The sequence below is a fragment of the Bacteroides sp. AF25-5LB genome, assembly GCF_003602965.1.
Lineage (GTDB): Bacteria > Bacteroidota > Bacteroidia > Bacteroidales > Bacteroidaceae > Bacteroides > Bacteroides uniformis.
The window spans coordinates 462,381-483,960 of sequence record NZ_QTMC01000001.1; the positions used below are offsets into that span (position 1 = coordinate 462,381).

23 protein-coding genes, 2 tRNA genes and 1 pseudogene are annotated in these 21,580 nt (G+C 48.0%); 17 read left to right on the forward strand and 9 right to left on the reverse strand.

Annotated features, from left to right (window positions below; genetic code table 11):
* The first annotated feature begins 42 nt into the window (after positions 1 to 42).
* The 6 genes from DWY57_RS01910 to DWY57_RS01935 all read left to right on the forward strand — a co-directional run bounded on the left by DWY57_RS01910 (position 43) and on the right by DWY57_RS01935 (position 6,112).
* Positions 43 to 2,100, forward strand: a complete 2,058-nt coding sequence (locus DWY57_RS01910) for a M3 family metallopeptidase (protein ID WP_119961252.1) — start codon at positions 43 to 45, stop codon at positions 2,098 to 2,100.
* Entirely contained in the window at positions 2,097 to 2,621 is a 525-nt protein-coding gene (locus DWY57_RS01915) for a DUF4847 family protein (protein ID WP_119961253.1), read from the forward strand. Before DWY57_RS01910 ends, DWY57_RS01915 begins: the two co-directional genes overlap by 4 nt.
* Before the next feature lie 12 nt (positions 2,622 to 2,633).
* Positions 2,634 to 3,074 carry a dCMP deaminase family protein gene (locus DWY57_RS01920; RefSeq protein WP_022401703.1) on the forward strand — a complete coding sequence of 147 codons (441 nt, stop codon included), beginning with the start codon at positions 2,634 to 2,636 and terminating at the stop codon, positions 3,072 to 3,074.
* Positions 3,075 to 3,142: 68 nt separating this feature from the next.
* A complete protein-coding gene (locus DWY57_RS01925) occupies positions 3,143 to 4,882 on the forward strand; it encodes a S41 family peptidase (protein ID WP_117601145.1) in 1,740 nt (579 codons plus the stop codon).
* Complete coding sequence (locus DWY57_RS01930) at positions 4,800 to 5,330, forward strand: 5-formyltetrahydrofolate cyclo-ligase (protein ID WP_119961254.1); 531 nt, start codon at positions 4,800 to 4,802, stop codon at positions 5,328 to 5,330. Before DWY57_RS01925 ends, DWY57_RS01930 begins: the two co-directional genes overlap by 83 nt.
* On the forward strand, positions 5,327 to 6,112 hold the full coding sequence (locus DWY57_RS01935; protein ID WP_119961255.1) for a histidinol-phosphatase: 786 nt from the start codon (positions 5,327 to 5,329) through the stop codon (positions 6,110 to 6,112). Before DWY57_RS01930 ends, DWY57_RS01935 begins: the two co-directional genes overlap by 4 nt.
* Here the strand turns inward: DWY57_RS01935 and DWY57_RS01940 are convergent.
* A complete protein-coding gene (locus tag DWY57_RS01940; RefSeq protein WP_005823615.1) occupies positions 6,105 to 6,395 on the reverse strand; it encodes a DUF721 domain-containing protein in 291 nt (96 codons plus the stop codon). The genes DWY57_RS01935 and DWY57_RS01940 overlap by 8 nt on opposite strands.
* A complete protein-coding gene (gene recF / locus DWY57_RS01945; protein ID WP_119961256.1) occupies positions 6,392 to 7,504 on the reverse strand; it encodes a DNA replication and repair protein RecF in 1,113 nt (370 codons plus the stop codon). The genes DWY57_RS01940 and recF overlap by 4 nt, the downstream gene beginning before the upstream one ends.
* Positions 7,505 to 7,741: 237 nt before the next feature.
* Here recF and DWY57_RS01950 point away from each other — a divergent pair, with 237 nt between their 5' ends.
* The 4 genes from DWY57_RS01950 to DWY57_RS01965 all read left to right on the forward strand — a co-directional run bounded on the left by DWY57_RS01950 (position 7,742) and on the right by DWY57_RS01965 (position 9,309).
* A complete protein-coding gene (locus DWY57_RS01950) occupies positions 7,742 to 8,425 on the forward strand; it encodes a tetratricopeptide repeat protein (protein WP_119961257.1) in 684 nt (227 codons plus the stop codon).
* A gap of 150 nt (positions 8,426 to 8,575) precedes the next feature.
* A complete protein-coding gene (ribH, locus tag DWY57_RS01955) occupies positions 8,576 to 9,070 on the forward strand; it encodes a 6,7-dimethyl-8-ribityllumazine synthase (protein ID WP_005823623.1) in 495 nt (164 codons plus the stop codon).
* 74 nt (positions 9,071 to 9,144) lie between these two features.
* Positions 9,145 to 9,227 (forward strand) — tRNA-Tyr (locus DWY57_RS01960).
* Between the two features lie 9 nt (positions 9,228 to 9,236).
* Positions 9,237 to 9,309 (forward strand) — tRNA-Gly (locus DWY57_RS01965).
* Positions 9,310 to 9,442: 133 nt separating this feature from the next.
* Here the strand turns inward: DWY57_RS01965 and DWY57_RS01970 are convergent.
* Positions 9,443 to 9,739: a hypothetical protein gene (locus DWY57_RS01970; RefSeq protein WP_117599439.1), complete on the reverse strand. Its 297-nt coding sequence runs from the start codon at positions 9,737 to 9,739 to the stop codon at positions 9,443 to 9,445.
* A gap of 173 nt (positions 9,740 to 9,912) precedes the next feature.
* Between DWY57_RS01970 and DWY57_RS01975 the strand changes: the two genes are divergently transcribed.
* Positions 9,913 to 10,476, forward strand: a complete 564-nt coding sequence (locus tag DWY57_RS01975; protein ID WP_119961258.1) for a cyclic nucleotide-binding domain-containing protein — start codon at positions 9,913 to 9,915, stop codon at positions 10,474 to 10,476.
* A gap of 98 nt (positions 10,477 to 10,574) precedes the next feature.
* On the forward strand, positions 10,575 to 11,729 hold the full coding sequence (locus DWY57_RS01980; RefSeq protein WP_119961259.1) for an acyltransferase: 1,155 nt from the start codon (positions 10,575 to 10,577) through the stop codon (positions 11,727 to 11,729).
* Between the two features lie 95 nt (positions 11,730 to 11,824).
* Here DWY57_RS01980 and DWY57_RS01985 read toward each other — a convergent pair whose 3' ends face one another.
* Positions 11,825 to 12,190: a hypothetical protein gene (locus tag DWY57_RS01985; RefSeq protein ID WP_117599436.1), complete on the reverse strand. Its 366-nt coding sequence runs from the start codon at positions 12,188 to 12,190 to the stop codon at positions 11,825 to 11,827.
* A gap of 132 nt (positions 12,191 to 12,322) precedes the next feature.
* Here DWY57_RS01985 and DWY57_RS01990 point away from each other — a divergent pair, with 132 nt between their 5' ends.
* Positions 12,323 to 13,213 carry a YitT family protein gene (locus DWY57_RS01990; protein WP_005835428.1) on the forward strand — a complete coding sequence of 297 codons (891 nt, stop codon included), beginning with the start codon at positions 12,323 to 12,325 and terminating at the stop codon, positions 13,211 to 13,213.
* Here the strand turns inward: DWY57_RS01990 and DWY57_RS01995 are convergent.
* From DWY57_RS01995 to truA, 4 genes and pseudogenes are all read right to left on the reverse strand, one after another.
* Positions 13,200 to 13,859, reverse strand: a complete 660-nt coding sequence (locus DWY57_RS01995) for a DUF3256 family protein (RefSeq protein ID WP_117599435.1) — start codon at positions 13,857 to 13,859, stop codon at positions 13,200 to 13,202. The two genes, DWY57_RS01990 and DWY57_RS01995, sit on opposite strands and share 14 nt — an antisense overlap.
* Positions 13,856 to 14,327: pseudogene (locus DWY57_RS02000) on the reverse strand (GAF domain-containing protein). The gene DWY57_RS01995 and the pseudogene DWY57_RS02000 overlap by 4 nt, the downstream one beginning before the upstream one ends.
* An 11-nt stretch (positions 14,328 to 14,338) precedes the next feature.
* Entirely contained in the window at positions 14,339 to 15,238 is a 900-nt protein-coding gene (locus DWY57_RS02005) for a DMT family transporter (RefSeq protein ID WP_016272603.1), read from the reverse strand.
* A 64-nt stretch (positions 15,239 to 15,302) separates the two neighbouring features.
* Positions 15,303 to 16,055, reverse strand: coding sequence for a tRNA pseudouridine(38-40) synthase TruA (truA, locus tag DWY57_RS02010; RefSeq protein WP_117599457.1), 753 nt, complete (start codon positions 16,053 to 16,055; stop codon positions 15,303 to 15,305).
* 192 nt (positions 16,056 to 16,247) lie between these two features.
* Here truA and DWY57_RS02015 point away from each other — a divergent pair, with 192 nt between their 5' ends.
* Positions 16,248 to 16,931 (forward strand): DUF5715 family protein, encoded by a 684-nt coding sequence (locus DWY57_RS02015; protein ID WP_117599433.1) that lies wholly within the window; start codon positions 16,248 to 16,250, stop codon positions 16,929 to 16,931.
* Between the two features lie 11 nt (positions 16,932 to 16,942).
* Here the strand turns inward: DWY57_RS02015 and DWY57_RS02020 are convergent, their stop codons facing one another.
* Entirely contained in the window at positions 16,943 to 18,454 is a 1,512-nt protein-coding gene (locus DWY57_RS02020; RefSeq protein WP_119961260.1) for an NAD(P)H-hydrate dehydratase, read from the reverse strand.
* Between the two features lie 389 nt (positions 18,455 to 18,843).
* Here DWY57_RS02020 and DWY57_RS02025 point away from each other — a divergent pair, with 389 nt between their 5' ends.
* The 3 genes from DWY57_RS02025 to DWY57_RS02035 are packed head-to-tail and all read left to right on the forward strand — an operon-like array spanning position 18,844 to position 21,575.
* Positions 18,844 to 20,382 carry a peptide MFS transporter gene (locus DWY57_RS02025; protein WP_117599431.1) on the forward strand — a complete coding sequence of 513 codons (1,539 nt, stop codon included), beginning with the start codon at positions 18,844 to 18,846 and terminating at the stop codon, positions 20,380 to 20,382.
* Positions 20,383 to 20,423: 41 nt separating this feature from the next.
* Positions 20,424 to 20,960, forward strand: a complete 537-nt coding sequence (hpt, locus tag DWY57_RS02030) for a hypoxanthine phosphoribosyltransferase (protein WP_005823670.1) — start codon at positions 20,424 to 20,426, stop codon at positions 20,958 to 20,960.
* 42 nt (positions 20,961 to 21,002) lie between these two features.
* Positions 21,003 to 21,575, forward strand: a complete 573-nt coding sequence (locus DWY57_RS02035) for an adenylate kinase (protein WP_005823672.1) — start codon at positions 21,003 to 21,005, stop codon at positions 21,573 to 21,575.
* The last annotated feature ends 5 nt before the right edge of the window (positions 21,576 to 21,580 follow it).

The following is a 21,580-nucleotide window of genomic DNA, read 5'->3' on the forward strand; positions in this document are numbered from 1 at the left end:
ATGATGATGAAGATTATACTAACTCTAATATTGCTTTGCTTTATGAACACTATATCGTCTCAAAATCCTTTTTTTGAAACATACTCCACGCCACACGGCACTGTCCCGTTCGACAAGATTAAGACCGGAGACTATGTACCCGCCATCCACGAAGGCATCCGCCGCCAGAATGCGGAAATAGATGCCATCATCCGCAATCCGGAAGTCCCGACATTTGCCAACACAGTGCTGGCCTATGAGAAGTCCGGCGAAATGCTCCACCGTGTCGGTACCGTATTCGGCAATCTGCTCAGCGCAGAAACGAACGATGACCTGCAGGAACTGGCCAAGGAAATCATGCCTATGATGAGCGAGCATGAAAACAACATCAGCCTGAACGAAGAGCTGTTTGCACGCATCAAAGCGGTTTACGAGCAGCAAGACAAAGAGACGCTGAACCCGGAACAGCACAAGCTGCTGGAAGATATTTACAATGGCTTTGTACGCAATGGAGCCAACCTCCAGGGAGAAGCCAAGGAGAAATACCGGGCTTTATGCAAAGAGCTCAGTCTGCTGACGCTGCAGTTCAGTGAAAACAACCTGAAAGAAACGAACGACTACAAGCTTGTCATCACCGACAAGTCACAACTGGCCGGGCTACCCGAGAGCGCGGTAGAAGCCGCTGCAGAGACAGCCGGGGAAAAAGGCGTCGAAGGCTGGGTATTCACCTTGCAGGCTCCCAGCTATGGCCCTTTCCTGACCTACGCAGACAGCCGTGACCTGCGCCGTGAGCTATATATGGCCTACAATACGAAGTGTACGCATGACAACGCCAGCAATAACCTGGAAATTGTAAAGAAACTGGCCAATGTCCGTATGGAGATTGCCCAACTCCTAGGCTATGACAACTTCGCCGAATACAACCTCCAGGAGCGCATGGCACAAAACAGTGAGTCCGTGTATAAGCTGCTGGACCAACTGCTGGAGGCTTACACGCCTACCGCCAAACAAGAATATGCAGAAGTGCAAGCCCTGGCACGCCAAGCGGAAGGAGAAGACTTCGTCGTGATGCCGTGGGACTGGGCGTACTATTCCCATAAACTGAAAGACCGGAAGTTCAATATCGACGATGAGCTGCTCCGCCCTTACTTTGAGCTGAACAACGTGAAGGAAGGTGTATTCAGCCTGGCAACCAGACTGTATGGCATCACCTTCAAGAAGAACCCAAATATTCCCGTTTATCACAAGGATGTGGACGCCTACGAGGTATTCGACAAAGACGGAAAATTCCTGGCTGTGTTCTATACCGACTTCCACCCCCGGGCAGGCAAGCGCTCGGGAGCCTGGATGACCAGCTACAAGGAGCAGTGGATTGACGAGAAGACCGGCGAGAACAGCCGTCCCCACATATCCATCGTGATGAACTTCACCAAACCGACACAAGACAAACCCGCCCTATTGACCTTCGGTGAAGTAGAAACCTTCCTGCACGAATTCGGACACAGCCTGCATGGTATGTTTGCCAATTCCACCTACGGAAGCCTGAGTGGGACCAATGTGTATTGGGACTTTGTGGAACTCCCCTCCCAATTCATGGAGAACTTCGCTATCGAAAAGGAATTCCTGCATACGTTTGCCCGCCATTACCAAACCGGTGAACTGATACCGGACGAACTGGTACAGCGCATTGTGGATTCCTCCAACTTCAACGCGGCATACGCCTGCCTCCGCCAGGTTAGCTTCGGCCTGCTTGATATGGCTTGGTACACACGTAACACCCCGTTTGAAGGTGACGTGAAAGCCTATGAAAAGAAGGCTTGGGAAAAAGCACAGATTCTGCCTTCTGTGGCAGAAGCCTGCATGAGCACACAATTCTCCCATATCTTTTCCGGAGGATATTCTGCCGGATACTATAGTTATAAGTGGGCAGAGGTGCTGGATGCAGATGCATTCTCGCTATTCAAGCAGACGGGCATCTTCAACCCTGAGACTGCCGCCTCCTTCCGAGAGAATATCCTTTCCAAAGGTGGAACGGAACATCCGATGACGCTCTATAAACGCTTCCGCGGACAAGAGCCTACAATCGACGCATTATTAATCAGAAATGGAATAAAGAAATGAAGAGACTTATAAGGAACATCTGTTGCATACTGCTCATGTTGTCGTTGCTTCCCCTGTTAAGCGGTTGCGACAATGAAGACGATGTTGTCGGGATATTCACCGGGAAGACATGGAAGCTCAGCCGACTCACCAATAAAGGCAGCAATGCCCAATTCTATCCAAACCTTTGGAACAACAATGAGGAAGAGATGAAGAAGAGTCTGGACAAGCTATATAATCAGAAAAGTACCTTCACCCTCAATTTTGAAGGTACCGAACTGGATGGAGAACTGATGGGCACCACCGTCAACGGACAAGGCATCAACTCAAGCGTCAACGGCACTTGGAAAGCCGACGGAGCTTCAGGCTCGCTCAGCATCAGCGTAAAGGTTACGGGGTCCGCAGAGAGCGATGCACTGGCCAAGGCATTCATCTCCGGACTGCAAAATGTGTACAAGTATGAAGGGGATGCCAATTCACTGACCCTCTATTTTAAAGACGGACCGACAACCAGAGTCATGGGATTCACCCCGCAACGATAAAACATAAATATGATGGACGATTCTACAAAAGACAAACAAGAAGCATTGGACAGGCGTTATATACGTATGGCAAGCATTTGGGCCGAAAATTCGTATTGCCAACGCCGCCAGGTCGGTGCACTGATTGTAAAAGACAAGATGATTATCTCCGACGGCTACAACGGTACTCCTTCCGGTTTTGAGAATGTGTGCGAAGATGAGAACAACGTCACCAAACCATACGTGCTCCATGCCGAAGCAAATGCCATTACCAAAATAGCCCGTTCAAACAACAGCAGTAACGGTGCCACCATGTACGTCACCGCCTCCCCATGCATAGAATGTGCCAAACTGATTATCCAGGCAGGCATCAAACGGGTGGTCTACTCCGAGAAATACCGCCTGGAAGATGGTATCGAACTTTTGAAACGGGCAGGCATCGAGGTGGTATTTATTTCAATGGATAATGGATAATAGAAAGTTGAAAATTGCATGTGCAGCCAAATAGTAAATTGTAAATAGTCTAATAGTAAATAAACATCATGAGTACAAAAAATACTTCCCGCTTTATGCCGCTTATCATCGCAATCAGCGTAGTCGCGGGAATCCTTATCGGAACGTTTTATGCCAGGCATTTTGCCGGTAATAAACTGGGAATCATCAATAGCTCGTCCAACAAGCTGAATGCCTTGCTGCGTGTTATTGACGACCAGTATGTGGATACCGTCAACATGACCGATTTGGTAGAGAAGGCCATGCCACAGATATTGGCGGAACTCGACCCCCACTCCACCTACATCCCCGCACAGAAACTGGAGGAGGTTAATTCCGAACTTGAAGGCAGCTTCAGCGGTATAGGCATCCAGTTCACCATTCAGGAAGACACGATACACGTAAACAGCGTGATTCCCGGCGGACCGTCCGAGAAAGTGGGCCTGATGGCAGGCGACCGCATTGTGATGGTCAACGACAGTCTTTTTGCAGGCAAAGGCCTGACAAACGAAAAGGCTATGCGCAACCTGAAAGGTCCGAAAGGAAGCCAAGTGAAGTTAGGCGTCAAGCGTGCCACGGAAAAGGAGTTGCTCGACTTCACCATCACACGCGGTGACATCCCGCAAAACACCATTGATGCAGCCTATATGCTCGATGATGACTATGGCTATATACAAATCAGCAAATTCGGACGCACCACACACGTGGAGCTGCTGAATGCGATTGCCCAACTGAGCCACGAGAAATGCAAAGGCCTGATTATCGACCTGCGCGACAATACCGGAGGATACATGGAAGCCGCCACGCGCATGGTGAACGAATTCCTGCCGGAAGGAAAGCTGATAGTGTATACCCACGGCCGCAAATATCCCCGTATGGAGGAATATGCCAACGGCACCGGCAGTTGCCAGAAGCTGCCGCTGATAGTATTGGTGAATGAAGGCTCCGCTTCGGCCAGCGAAATCTTTGCGGGCGCCATTCAGGACAATGACCGCGGGACCATTGTAGGACGCCGTTCCTTCGGCAAGGGACTCGTACAGCAACCCATCGACTTCAGCGACGGTTCCGCCATCCGCCTGACCATTGCCCGCTATTACACCCCATCGGGCCGTTGCATCCAGCGTCCCTATGAGAACGGTAAGGACAGCAAATACGAAATGGACTGGATTACCCGTTACGAACACGGCGAGTTCTTCTCCAAAGACAGTATCAAACTGGACGAAAACCTACGTTACTCTACCGGCTTGGGCAGACCCGTATACGGCGGCGGTGGCATTATGCCGGACGTATTCGTTCCGCAAGACACCACCGGAGTATCTTCTTACCTGATAGAAGTAAGCAACAAGGGACTGATTCTGCAATTCAGCTTCCAGTATACCGACCGCAACCGCACGAAATTGAGTGAATACGACAATGAAGAAGACTTATTGAAGTACCTTCGCCATCAGGGTATTGTGGAACAGTTTGTGCGTTTTGCAGACTCCAAGGGAGTAAAGCGGCGCAACCTGCTTATACACAAGTCTTACAAGCTACTGGAAAGAAGCCTTTACGGCAACATTATCTATAACATACTGGGAAGGGAGCAATACATCCGCTACATCAACCAGAGCGATGCTACCGTCAAGAAGGCATTGGATATTCTGGAACGTGGCGAGGCATTCCCCAAAGCCCCGGAAGCGACACCAATCATAGAGGATACAAAAGATGATGGAAAGGAAAAAAGAACTGCGCAGGCAGGTAGCTTTGTTGAAGACCCGACACAGCTCTTCCACTACGCGTCAGTCTGCTGAAATACTTGCCGCCCTCGAGGCACATCCTGCTTTCAGGGCGGCAACAACCGTACTGCTTTATCACTCTCTCAAAGACGAAGTGGACACACACGAATTTATCCGGAAGTGGAGCCGCGAAAAGCGAATACTGCTTCCGGTAGTTGTAGGCGACGACCTGGAACTGCGGCTGTACACCGGACCGGAAGACCTGAAACCCGGCGCATACGGCATTGAAGAACCAACCGGCGAGCTATTTACCGACTATGCAGACATTGACTTCATAGTAGTTCCCGGTGTCGCATTCGACCGTAACGGCAACCGTCTGGGGCGCGGTAAAGGTTACTACGACCGGCTTCTGCCCCGCATCCCATTAGCCTACAAAGCCGGCATCTGTTTCCCGTTTCAACTCGTAGAAGAAGTTCCTGCGGAACCGTTTGATATACGCATGGATGAAATCATAACGCAATGAAAACTAATTATCACACGCACACCACACGCTGCATGCATGCCACCGGAGATGATGAAGACTATGTGCTCAGTGCCATCAAAGGCGGTTACCGGATACTCGGATTTTCGGACCACACTCCCTGGAAATACCGTACTGACTACGTAGCCGACATGCGGATGCTCCCCGAAGAGCTTCCCGGCTACGTGGAGAGTCTTAAGACGCTCCGTGAGAAATACCACGACCGGATAGACATCAGAATAGGACTTGAATGTGAATACTTCCCCCAATATATCCATTGGCTGAAAGAACAAATCAAGAAGTACCAACTGGACTATATCATCTTCGGAAACCATCACTACCACACTGATGAAAAGTTCCCCTACTTCGGCCATCATACGGACAGCCGCGATATGCTCGACCTTTACGAAGAGAGCGCCATCGAAGGTATGGAAAGCGGATTATTCTCTTGCCTTGCCCATCCGGACTTGTTCATGCGTTCCTATCCGAGATTCGACCACCATTGCACTACCATCAGCCGGCACATCTGCCGCACTGCTGCACGCCTGAATGTCCCGTTGGAATACAATATAGGCTATGTAGCCTACAATGAAGCGCACAGCTTATCCACCTACCCATGCCCGGAATTCTGGCGAATCGCTGCCAATGAAGGCTGTACAGCTATCATCGGACTGGATGCGCATGACAACAAGGATTTGGAAACTCCGATGTATTATGACCGGGCAGTCCAGGAATTGAAAGAACTGAAGATTGAAAGAATAGATGAGCTGAGGATGCTCATCTGAATATGATATTCGTTATGACCTGAGCCCCCACATGACGGTTCAAGTTGCGCACCAGCAACTCACGCCCCATCATCAGCTCCTGGCGCAGGGCAGCAGAAGTGAGGTGTACATAAAGTACCTGGTTCTTTATATAAAGTTCACGGGTGTAGGAGGCAATAGTAGGGCCCAGCACTTCGGGCCACGCACTGATAAGCCGCCGTTCATTCAGCGGAGACTCCAGACTTTCCTGCCTGAGGTAATGACGGATAAGCTCACCTATCTGTTCGGCATTATTTCGCTTCATGCCTCTTCCTCCTTCATCTCAGCAACTATTCCCTGCTCCACACGGAACATCTTATAATCACTGCCCACTTTATGCAGAATACGGTCCAGGTGTTCGCGGTTGGTATCGGTTATAAAAATCTGTCCGAAACTGTCGCCTGCCACCAACTTGATGATTTGCTCCACACGCGAGGCATCCAGTTTGTCAAAGATATCGTCCAGCAACAACAAGGGAACAGTGGTCCCGGTACGTTTCAGGAAATCAAACTGTGCCAGCTTCAACGCTACCAGATAAGTCTTGTTCTGTCCCTGCGATCCTTCACGTTTGATGGGGAAATTTCCCAAAAGCATATTCAGCTCGTCCTTGTGCACACCGCGCAATGAATAGCCCATAATCTGGTCGCGTACACGGCTTTCCTTCAGTACTTCCAGCAAAGAGGCATCGCGGGCATGGGAATCATAGCTTAATCCCACCTTCTCCCTATCTTGCGAAATGAATGAATAGAAAGACTGGAAAATAGGAATAAACTCACGGATAAAGGCCTCACGTTTGCGGAACACCACTTCGCCGGCTTGCGCCATCATCTCCTCCCAAACCAGAAAGAGCTCTTCCTCCACCGGCTGTTCACTCTTCAGTAAGGTATTCCGCTGCACCAAAGCTTTATTGTATCGTATCAAAGCATCCAGATACTCTTTGTCGTACTGCGAGATAACCACATCCATAAAACGTCGGCGTTCATCACTGCCTCCTGCTATCAACTCCGAATCGGCAGGCGAGACCATGACCAAAGGCAGGAAGCCGATATGGTCTGACAAACGCGTATACTCCTTCTTGTTTCGCTTGAACTGTTTCTTCTGGCGCCTCTTCATACCACAGTAGATTTCTTCAGGAGTCCCATCGGCAGCCTCATAAAACCCTTGAATAACAAAGAAGTCGGCATCATGGCGGATATTCTGGGAATCAATGGGATTACCGGCACTTTTACAGAAAGACAAGAAATACACCGCATCCAGCAGGTTCGTTTTCCCCATGCCGTTCTGTCCGAAAAAGCAGTTCAACTTGGGCGAGAATGTAAGCTCTACCTGCTCCAAGTTCTTATAATTGAGTATAGATATACGTTTCAGTATCATTATAGTAACGATGAGTTCGGTTACAAAGATAATGCAAAACCAAAAGCAGTACAAAATAAGCCTGCTTATTTTTAACACAGAGGTGAAGCCCGGCTTATTGAAAAGTAGAAATAATTTCAGTGTTTTCTGATACAATACAAAAAAAGATGCTGCTAAATTTCGTTGATAGCTATAAAAAACTTACTTTTGCGGGTCGAAATAGATAAATAAGAATAATAACAAAAAGATTATATAAAAATGGCAGAACAAAAAAAGACGAATGAAGCCTTAAACGTGGAGGATGCACTGACACAATCGGAGGCCTTTTTCATTAAGAACAAAAAAGCAATCATCGGCGCTGTAGTAGCAGTAATCATCATCATAGCCGGTGTAGTGATGTACAAGAACCTTTATGCAGACCCCCGTGAAGAAAAAGCACAAGCTGCCTTATTCAAAGGACAAGAATACTTCGAAGCAGACGCTTATGTACAAGCACTGAACGGTGACAGCATCGGTTTTGCCGGATTTGTAAAAGTGGCAGATGAATACAGCGGCACAAAAGCAGCCAATCTTGCAAAAGCCTATATGGGTCTCTGCTATGCACACCTCGGCAAATATGACGAAGCAGTGAAAGCATTGGACAGCTTTGACGGAGACGACCAAATGGTAACTCCTGCCATGAAAGGTGCTATGGGTAACTGCTATGCGCAGCTCGGCCAACTGGACAAAGCCGCTTCTATGCTGCTGAAAGCCGCCAACGAAGCCGACAACAACTCCCTCAGCCCCATCTACCTGCTGCAAGCCGGAGAAATCCTGGTAAAGCAAGGTAAATATGACGATGCAATTCAGGCGTATACCACTATCAAGGATAAATACTTCCGTTCATACCAGGCAATGGATATCGACAAGTATATCGAACAAGCCAAACTGTTGAAGAAGTAATATACTTTATTATAAAGACATTTCAGGCACGGATTACACGGAAAACACGGAAAAACACAATAGCCGTGAATCCGTGCAGTCCGTGCCTCTTTTATCTCCCCTCTCCCTTTAATTTTCAATTATTAATTTTTAATTCTTAATTCCTTATTTATGGCAACAGCTTATCACAATCTTTCAGACTACGATTTCAGTTCTGTACCCAGCGCGGAAAAAATGAAATTCGGCATCGTTGTATCTGAGTGGAATTATAATATTACCGGTGCTCTCCTAAAAGGTGCCATAGACACCTTAAAAAAACATGGAGCCAAAGATGAAAATATCCTGGTAAAAACAGTACCCGGCAGTTTTGAACTGACTTTCGGTGCCAACCAACTTATCGAATACAGTGAAGTCGATGCAGTTATTGCAATTGGTTGTGTAGTCAGAGGAGATACTCCACATTTTGACTATGTTTGCATGGGTGCTACCCAAGGAATTACCCAATTAAACGCAAGTGGCGATGTACCAGTAATTTACGGATTAATTACTACCAATACTATGGAGCAAGCAGAAGACCGCGCCGGTGGCAAGCTGGGTAATAAAGGAGACGAATGTGCAATTACTGCAATAAAAATGATAGATTTTGCTTGGAGTTTACAAAAATAGTCGTATCTTTGCACCGCAATTGAGAAACAAACCTACTCAATGAGAGAATTGAGATAGAATCTTAAGTGCAAAAGGGGCAAATACCAGAGTGGCCAAATGGGGCAGACTGTAAATCTGCTGGCTTACGCCTTCGGTGGTTCGAATCCATCTTTGCCCACAAAAAATTGCGGAAGTAGCTCAGTTGATAGAGCATTAGCCTTCCAAGCTGAGGGTCGCGGGTTTGAGCCCCGTCTTCCGCTCTTAAGAAAATCAGATAGTTATCGCAAGATTTCTATCTGATTTTTGTTTTTAGAGAATGCTGAATTTAGTGTGGTTTAACCGAGTGAGTTAAACCTGGAAGTCAACCGAATGCCGCAAAGCACAAATTCATGGTTATTTAAATAAGATATTTCTGAGAATATCATCTAACCACGGCTCTTTCATCTTTTCCACAAAAACATCATTCTTTAGTTGAAAAGCCTTTTTGTAAACACTCTGCATTTTCAAATTATAGCGCACCGTATCATAGCGGACTACTGACTGGTAAAATCCGGTATCAACAGCGACAATTTCATTTTCTATTCTCAATGTATCCTCAGCTGTATCGGAAATTCTTCCGGTCTCCATCTGTGCGAATGAAATGCAGCTGCCTCCGATTAGAGCCAATAATGTTACCAATATTTTATTCATAGGCTACCGTTTTCTACAAAGATACAATATTCAAAGAACAAACATCTCTTTTACAAGAAAAATTCCATTATACCATAAACGCTTATGAGGCAACGCACACATTTGTATATCAAAGTTCTGTTTTAGTTAATAAAATTATGTAAGTTTGTAAACGAATAAAAAGTTCCCCTCCAATGAACAACATCATTCATAAAATCAGGCAGATTTATCCGGTTTCCGAAGAAGCACTTCAGGCACTTTTGACGAATATGCAGGTAAGATACTATCCTAAAGGAACTTATATAGTACAAGCGGGAGTAACAGACCGTTTGATTTATTTCATTGAGGAAGGGGTCACCCGTTCCGTATTTCATCACGACGGACAAGATACCACCACTTGGTTCAGCCAGGAAGGTGATGTAACCTTCGGAATGGATTCACTGTACTATCAGCAGCCGTCGGTAGAAAGCATTGAAACTCTTTCGGACTGCAAAATCTATACTATCCACATAGACAAGTTAAATGCTCTCTACGAAACATATATTGATATAGCCAACTGGAGCAGAATACTGCATCAGAACGTAAACAAGGAGCTCAGTCATATGTTTGTGGAAAGACTCCAACTGCCTCCCCAAGAGCGGTATGAACAATTTAACCGCCGTTACCCCGGACTGATAAATCGGGTGAAGCTAAAATATGTGGCAGCTTTCCTGGGTATTTCCATCTATACTCTCAGCCGGGTACGCGCAAAAAAATAGAAGATTACCGTTCTTTTTTGCTTTTAAGCAAAAGAACTTCGCTTCGCATGGCGTATCTTTGACATCCGAAAACATTAACCAAACAACAGAAAAAACAGATGTCGTACATTTCATCTTCTGCCTTTTCAGACACCAAAGCACATTATGACCTTCTCGACGGGCTCCGTGGCGTAGCAGCCTTGATGGTTATATGGTATCATATATTCGAAGGCTACGCTTTTGCCGGTGGTGGCATTATCGAAACCTTCAACCACGGCTATTTAGCTGTAGATTTCTTCTTTATACTATCGGGATTCGTTATCGGGTATGCTTATGACGACCGTTGGGGCAGGAGCCTCACCATGAAGAGTTTTTTCAAGCGACGTCTGATACGTCTTCATCCGATGGTAATTATGGGCGCTGTTTTGGGCGCCATCACCTTCTGCATTCAAGGATGCATACAATGGGACGGAACACATATTGCCCTATCAATGATTATGCTGTCCCTTCTCTGCTCCATATTCTTTATTCCCGCAATGCCGGGAGCAGGCTATGAAGTCCGTGGTAATGGCGAAATGTTTCCCTTGAATGGTCCTTGCTGGTCATTGTTCTTTGAGTATATAGGCAACATCCTTTATGCCTTGTTCATCCGACGATTGTCAAACAAAGCACTGACCGTACTGACAATATTGCTGGGAATAGCATTGGCATCATTCGCCATCTTCGATGTCTCCGGATATGGCAATATGGGAGTAGGTTGGACACTGGACGGAATAAACTTTATCGGAGGATTATTGAGGATGCTTTTCCCTTTCTCCATGGGTATGCTTTTATCGCGCAACTTCAAGCCCATTAAGGTGAAAGGCGCTTTCTGGATATGCACCATTGCATTGATTACCTTGTTCTCAGTGCCCTATCTGGAAGGTACGGCGCCGGTCTGTACAAATGGCATTTATGAAGTGTTCTGTGTCATCATAGCTTTTCCGATTCTTGTCTGGTTAGGAGCTTCCGGTACCACAACGGATAAGAAATCGACCCAGATATGCAAGTTCCTGGGAGATATATCCTATCCTGTCTATGTGATACACTATCCATTTATGTACTTGTTCTATGCATGGCTCATCAAGAACCAGCTCTTCACGTTGGAGCAGACTTGGCAGGTTGCCTTATGCGTCTATGCATGGAATATATTGTTAGCCTATCTATGCCTGAAATTCTATGATGAACCGGTACGGAAATATCTGGCTAAACGCTTCTTGAGCAAAAAACAATAAACAGTCCGTCACGGAGATTATGCTGATTCGCACAGATACAAATACGCGATATGAATTCAATCCGTACAAATCAGCATAATCTCCGTGGCGAACTGCTATTCCAGATAAAGTGGCTCCACCACCTCCGTCACATTCTCATGGAACCACTCATCCAATTTAGCTTCAACCTTGTCTTTTATCTGTGGAGTGATGTATTTCTTCACTTTCTTATAAGCATAAACTGCGGCAAATCCCTTCCCTACCATAAAGACTTGTCCCAAAAGGTCTTCTATACTGGTAGGAAATACAATGGCCACCAAAGCAATCATGATATTTGTCCTTTCACTCTCCGGAGTAGAGTCTGCAGTCATCACATAATAAGCCGTCAGTACTGGACGACCAGCTGCCCGGCCACCTTTCTTTATATACTCTTCTACTTTAAGACGAATCTCGTTCATGGAAAAATTCATTTTCATATTCATAATCTCCTCTTTTTATTTATTAGACGCAGAAAGATGAAGTTTGGTTGCAAAAATCTGCATTTTTTTTTCAACATTATATCCCAAATAAGCAGTATCTTTGTCCCCGCATTTTCACAACCACATAAAATTATAATGAAAACAATAGTAAATATTCCCTCCCGACAGAACACTATGCGCGAACTGCGGGATTATCTGATGATTGCCTTAGGCATGGTCTTGTACGGTATCGGCTGGACAGTCTTCCTGCTTCCCAACGATATTACTACCGGTGGCGTACCGGGCATTGCATCCATCGTATATTTTGCCACAGGATTTCCCGTCCAATATACGTACTTTGCCATCAACTTCCTGCTTCTATTGCTTGCCCTACGTGTGTTGGGATGGAAGTTCAGCGTAAAGACAATCTTTGCCGTATTCACCCTGACCTTTTTCCTTTCCATTATCCAAAAACTGACTGAGGGTGTTGTCCTCCTGCACGACCAGCCTTTCATGGCTTGTGTCATCGGTGCCTCCTTCTGCGGTAGCGGCATCGGCATCGCCTTTTCCAACAACGGCAGTACTGGCGGCACGGACATCATTGCCGCCGTAATCAACAAGTACCGCGACATCACGCTGGGCAGAGTCATGTTGATATGTGACCTTATCATCATCTCGTCCAGTTACTTTGTTCTAAAAGATTGGGAAAAGGTGGTGTATGGCTACGTTACTCTATACATATGCAGCTTCGTGCTCGACCAAGTGGTGAACAGTGCCCGCCAGTCCGTACAATTCTTTATTATCAGCGATAAATATGAGGAGATAGCCAAGCACATCCAGGTATATCCCCACAGAGGTGCAACGGTCATCAATGCCTCGGGCTTCTATACGGGAAAAGAGATAAAAATGCTGTTCGTGCTTGCCAAGAAGCGGGAGTCCACCATCATTTTCCGGCTCATAAAAGACATAGACCCCAATGCCTTTGTATCACAAAGTGCAGTCATCGGAGTCTATGGAGAGGGATTCGACAGAATCAAAGTGAAGTAGAGGATTTCCCGAACTTCCCTTGATTCCAAGTATAAACAATAGGACGGCGGACAAACGATTTTAGTTTTTCCGCCGCTTCTTTACCCATGTAATCGGTCGTGGTAAAAGTGAATGCCAACGTGGCGTCCTTCGCAGAAAGGTCCGCTTTCATCAGCAGCATGTCGGCCTGGCGACGAGCATCCTCATACTCATAGATATCCACCGTATCCGCAGCCTCAGCGATAAAATCATCCAGAACGGGCAATACCGGCAGGTAGGACGAAGCAACCAGCTCCTTCCAGTCTGTCGTATAGAACTTGACATGGCTGTCGCAAGCCGGAGCACAAACCGTAGCAACCACACAAATCACCTTCGTACTGTCGTTAGTAGGCAAGAGCTTCATCTGCCATGAACTCTGGGGCGTCATCTTCACATGTATATAGTCTGGAGAAAGTTCCGTCATTTCCGATTTACCACCAAAGCTGTTGGTCACCTCAGCTTTCATCTTACTTTCCAGAAAGTCTATAAAATCCGCACGGTTCACGGCGCTAAGCAACGGACATATAGAATCCGGCATATTCTTAAAACACGTCTTGGCTTCCTGAGCCTGCAAATACCCCCATCCGATGAAAGCCAAAATCAAAAAAGCACTCAGTTTTCTTATCATAACATTTTAATCATTTCTTCAAGGAAACGGGCATCTGTTTCATCAAAACTGCCCAAATCGTCACTGTCAATATCCAATACTCCCCACACTTCACCGTCCTCACGCTTCAGCGGAACCACGATCTCCGAACGCGACAGCAAGCTGCAGGCTATATTGTCCGGGAAATGCATCCACATCGGGCACAACCAACGTCTCGGCTCTATCCCATGCCGCGCCGCAAACACCGCGGCCTTTCCTGATGCGCGTACAAGCTATCGGTCCCTGGAAAGGTCCTAACACCAATTCTTCACCCTTCACTAAATAGAAGCCTACCCAAAAGAAATGGAAAGTCTCTTTCAGCGCCGCCGAAGCATTCGCCAGATTGGCTATCAAGTCATCTTCACCTGCCAGCAGATTTTTCAGTTGAGGAAGCAAAGCGCGATATTTCTCTGTCTTGCTACCAGCATTTATGTATAGGTCTTCTGCCATATATCACTTGTTTATTTACTCCCCAAATATAAGAAGAACATTCCAATCAACACCAAAATGAGGTCGACAGCCTTACTTTTTAAATTCTTTTCACGGAAGAAAAGCGCACCGAAAAGGAAGGAAACTACAACACTACCACGACGCACCATCGAAACAATGGAAATCATGGAGTCCTCATAGCTTAGGGCATAAAAATAGACAAAGTCTGCCGCACAAAGGAAAATGGAGATACAGATAATGGTCCAGTCCCAACGAAACGGGGTACTTTCTTTTCGCTTGGGATACCACAACAGCAGGATGATGGGACACATGATAAAGACTTGGTAGACATTATACCACGACTGCACCAACATCGGGTTGAGCTGCTTCATCAGGTATTTGTCATACAGCCCACTGACAGCTCCAGCAACGGCAGCCAGCACGATGAAAAGAATCCATTTGTTATGCTTGAAGTCGATTCCCTCTTTCTTACCCGAACGGCTCAGCATGAAGAAGGAGACTATGGCAAGCAGCACGCCAATCCATTGATAAAGGTTCAAGCGTTCGCCAAACACAAGCATAGCACCTACAAGCACCATTACGGGACGCGTCGCATTAATCGGTCCCACGATGGTCAGCGGCAGATGCTTCATCCCAAAATAACCGAATATCCAGGAAGAAAGCACGATAAACGACTTGACAACAATAAACTTATGCACCTCCCACCCCACCACGGGAACATCAAACATCGTACCTCCCAACACTGACGGCGCAAAGGCAGATACAAGAATGAAAGGAAGAAATATAAGGCTCGAAAACAGCGTGTTCAAGAAAAGTACCGGCAGTACGGCATTATCACGAAGCGACTTCTTCTTGAAGACATCGTAAAATCCCAGCAAGGCAGCAGAAAGGAAAGCAAGCAATAACCACATAGAGTTAATTAAAAATTAAAAATTAAAGGGAGGGGGGGTACGTTTTTGTAGTGCATCCCTCTGTTTATTCTAAAAAAGTCGTTTCCGGATAGGCTACATCCACCAGAAACAATGCATTTCCGGGAACGGAGGTTCCTGCCTGGCAACGGTCCTTCTGTTCGATGACGCGTCGGAAACCTTCAACAGAAAGTTTTCCACGACCCACTTCGAGTAGAGTGCCGACAATGGCACGTACCATGTTCCGCAGGAACCGGTCGGCCTGGATGGTGAAAACCCAAGTCACATCGTCTACCCGAGTCCAGGCAGCATGCATAATCTTGCAATTATTGGTTTTAACATCTGTATGAAGTTTGCTGAAGCTGGTAAAGTCCGTATAATCAAACAAGGTTTGGGCAGCCTCATTCATCCGTTCAAAGTCCGGTGTTTGGAACAGACGGCAGCGATATTGGCGGTTGAAAGGAGACTTGGCGGTAGTGACATAATACTTATACATACGCGCCGTAGCATCAAAGCGGGCATGTGCATCGGACTTCACGGCCCGCAAGCGGTATACAGAAATATCGGGAGGAAGCAGACGATTCAGCTTATCCGTCATAAAAACAGTGTCCAGAGGAGAATCACTGTCAAAGTGAGCTACCATCAGTGAGGCATGAACCCCGGCATCGGTACGCCCCGCTCCCACGACTTCCACTTCGCGACGCAGCAAGGTACTCAGCGCCTTCATCAAACACTCCTGCACACTCGCTCCATTCGGCTGGATTTGCCAGCCGTGATAAGCGGTGCCATCATAAGCCAGGTATACAAAATATCGTTGCACGGTCTTTTTTGTGTGCAAAGATAGTGCAAACCGAATACAGAACTTTCATGCTCGCATGAAAAAGTTATGTTAAGGTGCAGCCTATATTCGCTTTTTCAGCACAGATAGTGCTAATTTAAGAAGGTTTGAATTATCTTTGCAAGGTTTTTCACCACAGATTACACAGATTAACGCAGATTTTTCACAGACATCATGAAATATTCTTCCAAAATCCTACCTATACTGATAATTGTCGCAGCTGCCGCAACATTCACCTTTGCCGGCTGCAAGAAGAAAGACATGTCGCTCAAGTTGAACGAACCGCGCAACATTCGGGGCGTTGTCAGCTACAAACGCTCATTCGGAGACTTGAATGAGAAACATCTCAATGTAGCCCAAGCCATCGGCATACGTGTGCTTTCCTCCCGCGAGGAAGCAGAAAAGATGAAGGAGCAACTGCAACCTATCACGACAAACGAACTGTATGCCGTGGATTCACTGACGCATTCCATCCCTTATCTCATTCCGGGCGCCGCCAGCCTACTGGACACCATCGGACACAACTTCCTAGATTCACTGACCGCCAAAGGACTGAATCCAAACAAGATAATTGTGACTTCCGTACTTCGCACCCAGGACGATGTAAAACGCCTGCGCCGCCGCAACGGCAATGCTTCTCCAAACTCGGCACATTTTTACGGAACGACATTCGATGTCAGTTGGAAACGCTTCCAGAAAATAGAAGACGAAGATGGACGCCCTTTGCAGGATGTCAGCGCAGATACCTTAAAGCTGGTTCTTTCGGAAGTGCTCCGTGACCTGCGGAAAGCCGATAAATGCTACATCAAGTACGAGTTGAAGCAAGGATGCTTCCACATTACGACAAGAGAGAAATAAGCGGAAAAGAATTATTCTTCCAGCATCTTCCACGCCAACGGCAAGCAAGCAGTCATATCCCCCGCCGTCATCCCCACTGCCCCCTGCTTCTTGCAGGCTATGTCTCCCGCCAGTCCGTGCACATACGTGGCCAGGCAGGCAGCCTTCTCCGGCTCATAACCTTGGGCAAGCAAGGCAAGCACCACTCCCGTCAACACATCACCGCTGCCTCCCGTTGCCATACCCGGATTGCCGGTAGGGTTGAAAAAACATTTCCCGGCAGGAGTGACAATGGCAGAATAAGCGCCTTTCAAGATGATATGCACTCCGGCGCTCTTCGCCAGCTCGCGAGCCTTCATCAAGCGTTCGTACGAATTCTGGCATTTGCCTACAAGACGCTCCAGTTCCTTGGGGTGCGGAGTCAGAATACTCCCTTTGGGCAGACGCCCTATATAGTTACGCTTCTCGCCCAGCAAGTTCAGGGCATCAGCATCCACCACCATCGGAGTCTGGCATATCTCTATCTGCTCCAGCAGAGCCGCCTCGGTCTCTGCCGCCTTTCCCAGTCCCGGACCTATCGCCACGGCCTGATAATCGTCCGTATCAGTAGCGGCGGCAAAGCAGGTGTCGCTGATGTCCAGCTCCGTCATGGCTTCGGGCACGGAAGTCTGCACAATGAAGTTGTTGCAGAACGGCACATGTACCGTCAGCAGCCCCACACCCGAACGCAGGCACGCACGCGCAGCCAGCACCGAAGCTCCCGCCATCCCCTGCGAACCGGCTATCAGCAGTGCGCGGCCAAAATTCCCCTTATGGGCAAACCGGCTGCGCGGCTTCAGCAGGGCAGACACATCTTCATGCTCCAGCAGGCAGAAGTCCGTTTCCATATCATGAATGGCATCCTCACTGAGCCCGATGTCCAGTAACTGCCATTCGCCCACATACGGCTCGTTCTCGGCAAAGAGAAATGCCAGTTTCGGCAATTGCAGGCTCAGTGTCAGATGGGCACGGACGATATTCGTATGTACGTTGTAGGTGTTGTCCTCACCCATCAGTCCCGATGGGATATCGATGGACACCACCGTGGCGGGCGAAGCATTGATGTACTTCACTACGGCTGCAAAACCGCCGCTCAGAGCCTTGTTCAGACCGCTGCCGAAGAGGCCGTCTATCACCACATGGTCCGCCGTCAGCACAGGAGGCACAAACTGAGTGGTCACTTCGTGGAAGTCCACGCCCGGCACGTCGGCCAGCCGCTCCTTGTTCGTCTCGCAGTCCGGCGAAAGCGTCCCTTTCGTATTGAAGAGATACACCTCGAGCCGGTAGCCCTTCCCGGCCAGCAGTCGCGCCAGGGCAAGCGCATCGCCACCGTTGTTCCCCGGTCCGGCAAAAACGGTGAGCGGCGTGTCCGGCTCCCAACGCTCGGCAATGGCACGGGCCAATGCGCGTGAGGCACGTTCCATCAAGTCAATGGAGGCAATCGGTTCATTCTCTATGGTATCTGCATCCAGTTGCTTGATGCTTGTAGTAGGAAATATCTTCATAATAGGATTATCTTAAAATCGTAGAGCAAAGATAGGGCTTTGATTTCAACTGTACAAAGAGAAGACGTTTTTTATCAAGTTGCTTTGTCCCCCGGGAAAAAATATCTGCTCTGTAAGGAAAAGTTGTCTTCAATGCAAAGGATTCTTAGAACAAAGCCTTTATTCTTAGAAACAAAAGCTCTATTTCTATAAACAAAAGCTTTATTTACAGAAACAGAAATTCTGTTTTAAGTTTGCGTAGGCTTACGGATAAGTTTGCACAAGCTTGTCGGCAAGTTCCCGCAGGCTTGTCGGCAAGTTTCTAATTATACCCATTAACTTACGCAAAATAATGACTAATTTTGTACCCTCAACATATAATAAAAGCCAAAACAATAAAAGCATATTCAATGAGTACATCCCGACACCCGAAAGGTCTTTACCTCATCTTCGCCACCAGCACGGCAGAGCGTTTCAGCTACTACGGCATGCGTGCCATCTTCATTCTGTTCCTCACCCAGGCACTCCTTTTCGACAAGGAGCACGCCGCCTCCATCTACGGCAGCTACACCGGACTGGTGTACCTGACACCCTTAATCGGCGGCTACATCGCCGACAAATACTGGGGCATCCGCCGTTCCGTCTTCTGGGGGGCCATGATGATGGCAGTCGGCCAGTTCCTGATGTTTGCCAGTGCCTCGATGCTGGAGGCGCGTGAGCTTTCGCATTGGCTGATGTACGGCGGACTGACTTTCCTTATATTGGGCAACGGCTGCTTCAAGCCCACCGTCTCCTCCCTGGTGGGGCAGCTCTACGAGCCGGGTGACAAACGGCTGGATTCCGCCTACACCATCTTCTATATGGGTGTCAACGTGGGTTCCTTCCTCGCCCCGCTGGTCTGCGGCTATTTTGGCGAGACGGGCAACCCTCACGACTTCCGATGGGGCTTCCTCATTGCCGCCATCGTCACCGTGCTGACGGTCGTCCTCTTCGAAACCCAGAAGAACAAGTACCTCATCGGCCCCGACGGCAAGCCCCTCGGCATCATCCCCGACGCCCACAAGGAACGGCCCCAGGCAGACAACACCGCCCGGAAGAGTGCCCACGCCAACGGACGGCCCATGCGCAACTACCTGCTGCTCGTCCTGCTCGCCATCGCGCTTGCCGGTTTCTTCTACTGGTGTTTCGGGAGCGATTGGATAAGCATCGGCATCTTCACCGCCTGCATCGTGTTTCCCGTCAGCATCCTGCTGGAAGGCTCACTCACCAAGACGGAGCGCGACCGCATCTTCGTCATCTACATCATCGCCTTCTTCGTCATTTTCTTCTGGGCGGCCTACGAGCAGGCAGGCGCCTCGCTCACGCTTTTCGCCTCCGAGCAGACCGACCGCGTCATCCTGGGGTGGGAAATGCCCGCCTCCTGGATTCAGTCCTTCAACCCCTTCTTTGTGGTGATACTTGCCGCCATCATGCCGGGCGTATGGGGCGCCCTGGGCAAACGGGGCATGGAGCCCGCCTCGCCCACCAAGCAAGCCATCGGCCTGCTACTGCTTTCACTGGGCTATCTCGTCATCTGCTTTGGGGTGAAAGATGTTCAGCCGGGCATCAAGGTGAGTCTCATCTGGCTGACGGGGCTCTACTTCATCCATACCATGGGCGAAATCTGCCTCTCGCCCATCGGGCTCTCCATGGTGAACAAGCTCACGCCCATCCGCTTCGCCTCGCTGATGATGGGGATATGGTACCTCTCCACCGCCACTGCCAATAAGTTTGCAGGCACGCTGAGCGGGCTCTACCCCGAAGCCGGAAAAGTAAAGACGCTGCTGGGTTATCGCATCGAGACGATGTACGATTTCTTCATGGTGTTCGTCGTCATGTCTGCCACGGCATCGCTTATCCTCTTCCTGCTTTCAAAGAAATTACAGAAGATGATGCATGGAGTGGAATAAAAATCGTATTTTTGCGGCAACTTTCTAAAAACATCCCATCTATGGATACCATACAAATAAAAGACAAGATGTTCACAGTCTCCATCAAGGAGCAGGACATACTGAAAGAAGTAACCCGTGTAGCGAACGAAATCAACCGCGACCTGGCAGGAAAGAATCCTCTATTCCTCAGCGTACTGAACGGTTCGTTCATGTTTACCGCCGATTTGCTGAAACGAATCACGATTCCCTGCGAAATTTCGTTTGTCAAATTAGCATCTTATCAAGGAGTATCCTCTACCGGGGTAATCAAGGAAGTAATAGGCATCAATGAAGACCTCACAGACCGTACAGTGGTCATTGTAGAGGACATAGTAGATACGGGACTCACCATGCAACGCTTACTGGACACCCTCGGCACTCGCGGTCCCAGGGAGATTCATATTGCCTCCCTACTGGTGAAACCTGATAAGCTGAAAGTTGATTTAAACATAGAATATGTGGCCATGAATATTCCGAACGACTTCATTGTGGGCTACGGGTTGGATTATGACGGCTTCGGGCGCAACTATCCCGACATTTATACTGTAGTAGACTGATACAGACATAATATAGTAAATCATTAAATAATAACTAAGCAAATGTTGAACATTGTAATTTTTGGTGCTCCCGGTTCAGGTAAGGGAACACAAAGTGAAAAGATTGTAGAAAAGTATGGCATTAACCACATCTCTACCGGAGACGTGCTCCGTGCTGAAATGAAAAACGGTACAGAACTGGGCAAGACTGCTAAAGGTTATATCGACCAGGGCCAGTTGATTCCCGATGAGTTGATGATTGATATTCTGGCAAGCGTATTCGACAGCTTCAAGGATAGCAAAGGCGTGATTTTCGACGGCTTCCCCAGAACAATCGCCCAGGCTGAAGCATTAAAGAAGATGCTCGCCGAACGCGGACAGGAAGTCAGCGTGATGCTCGACCTCGACGTGCCCGAAGAAGAACTGATGAAGCGCCTCATCAAGCGCGGACAAGAATCAGGACGTGCAGACGACAATGAAGAGACAATCAAGAAGCGTCTGGTGGTTTACCACTCACAGACAGCTCCGCTGATTGACTGGTACAAGCAGGACGGCAAATACCAACACATCCAGGGCTTCGGCGTATTGGAAGAAATCTTTGCCGATGTTTGCAAGGCTATTGACGCAGTGAAATAACAATA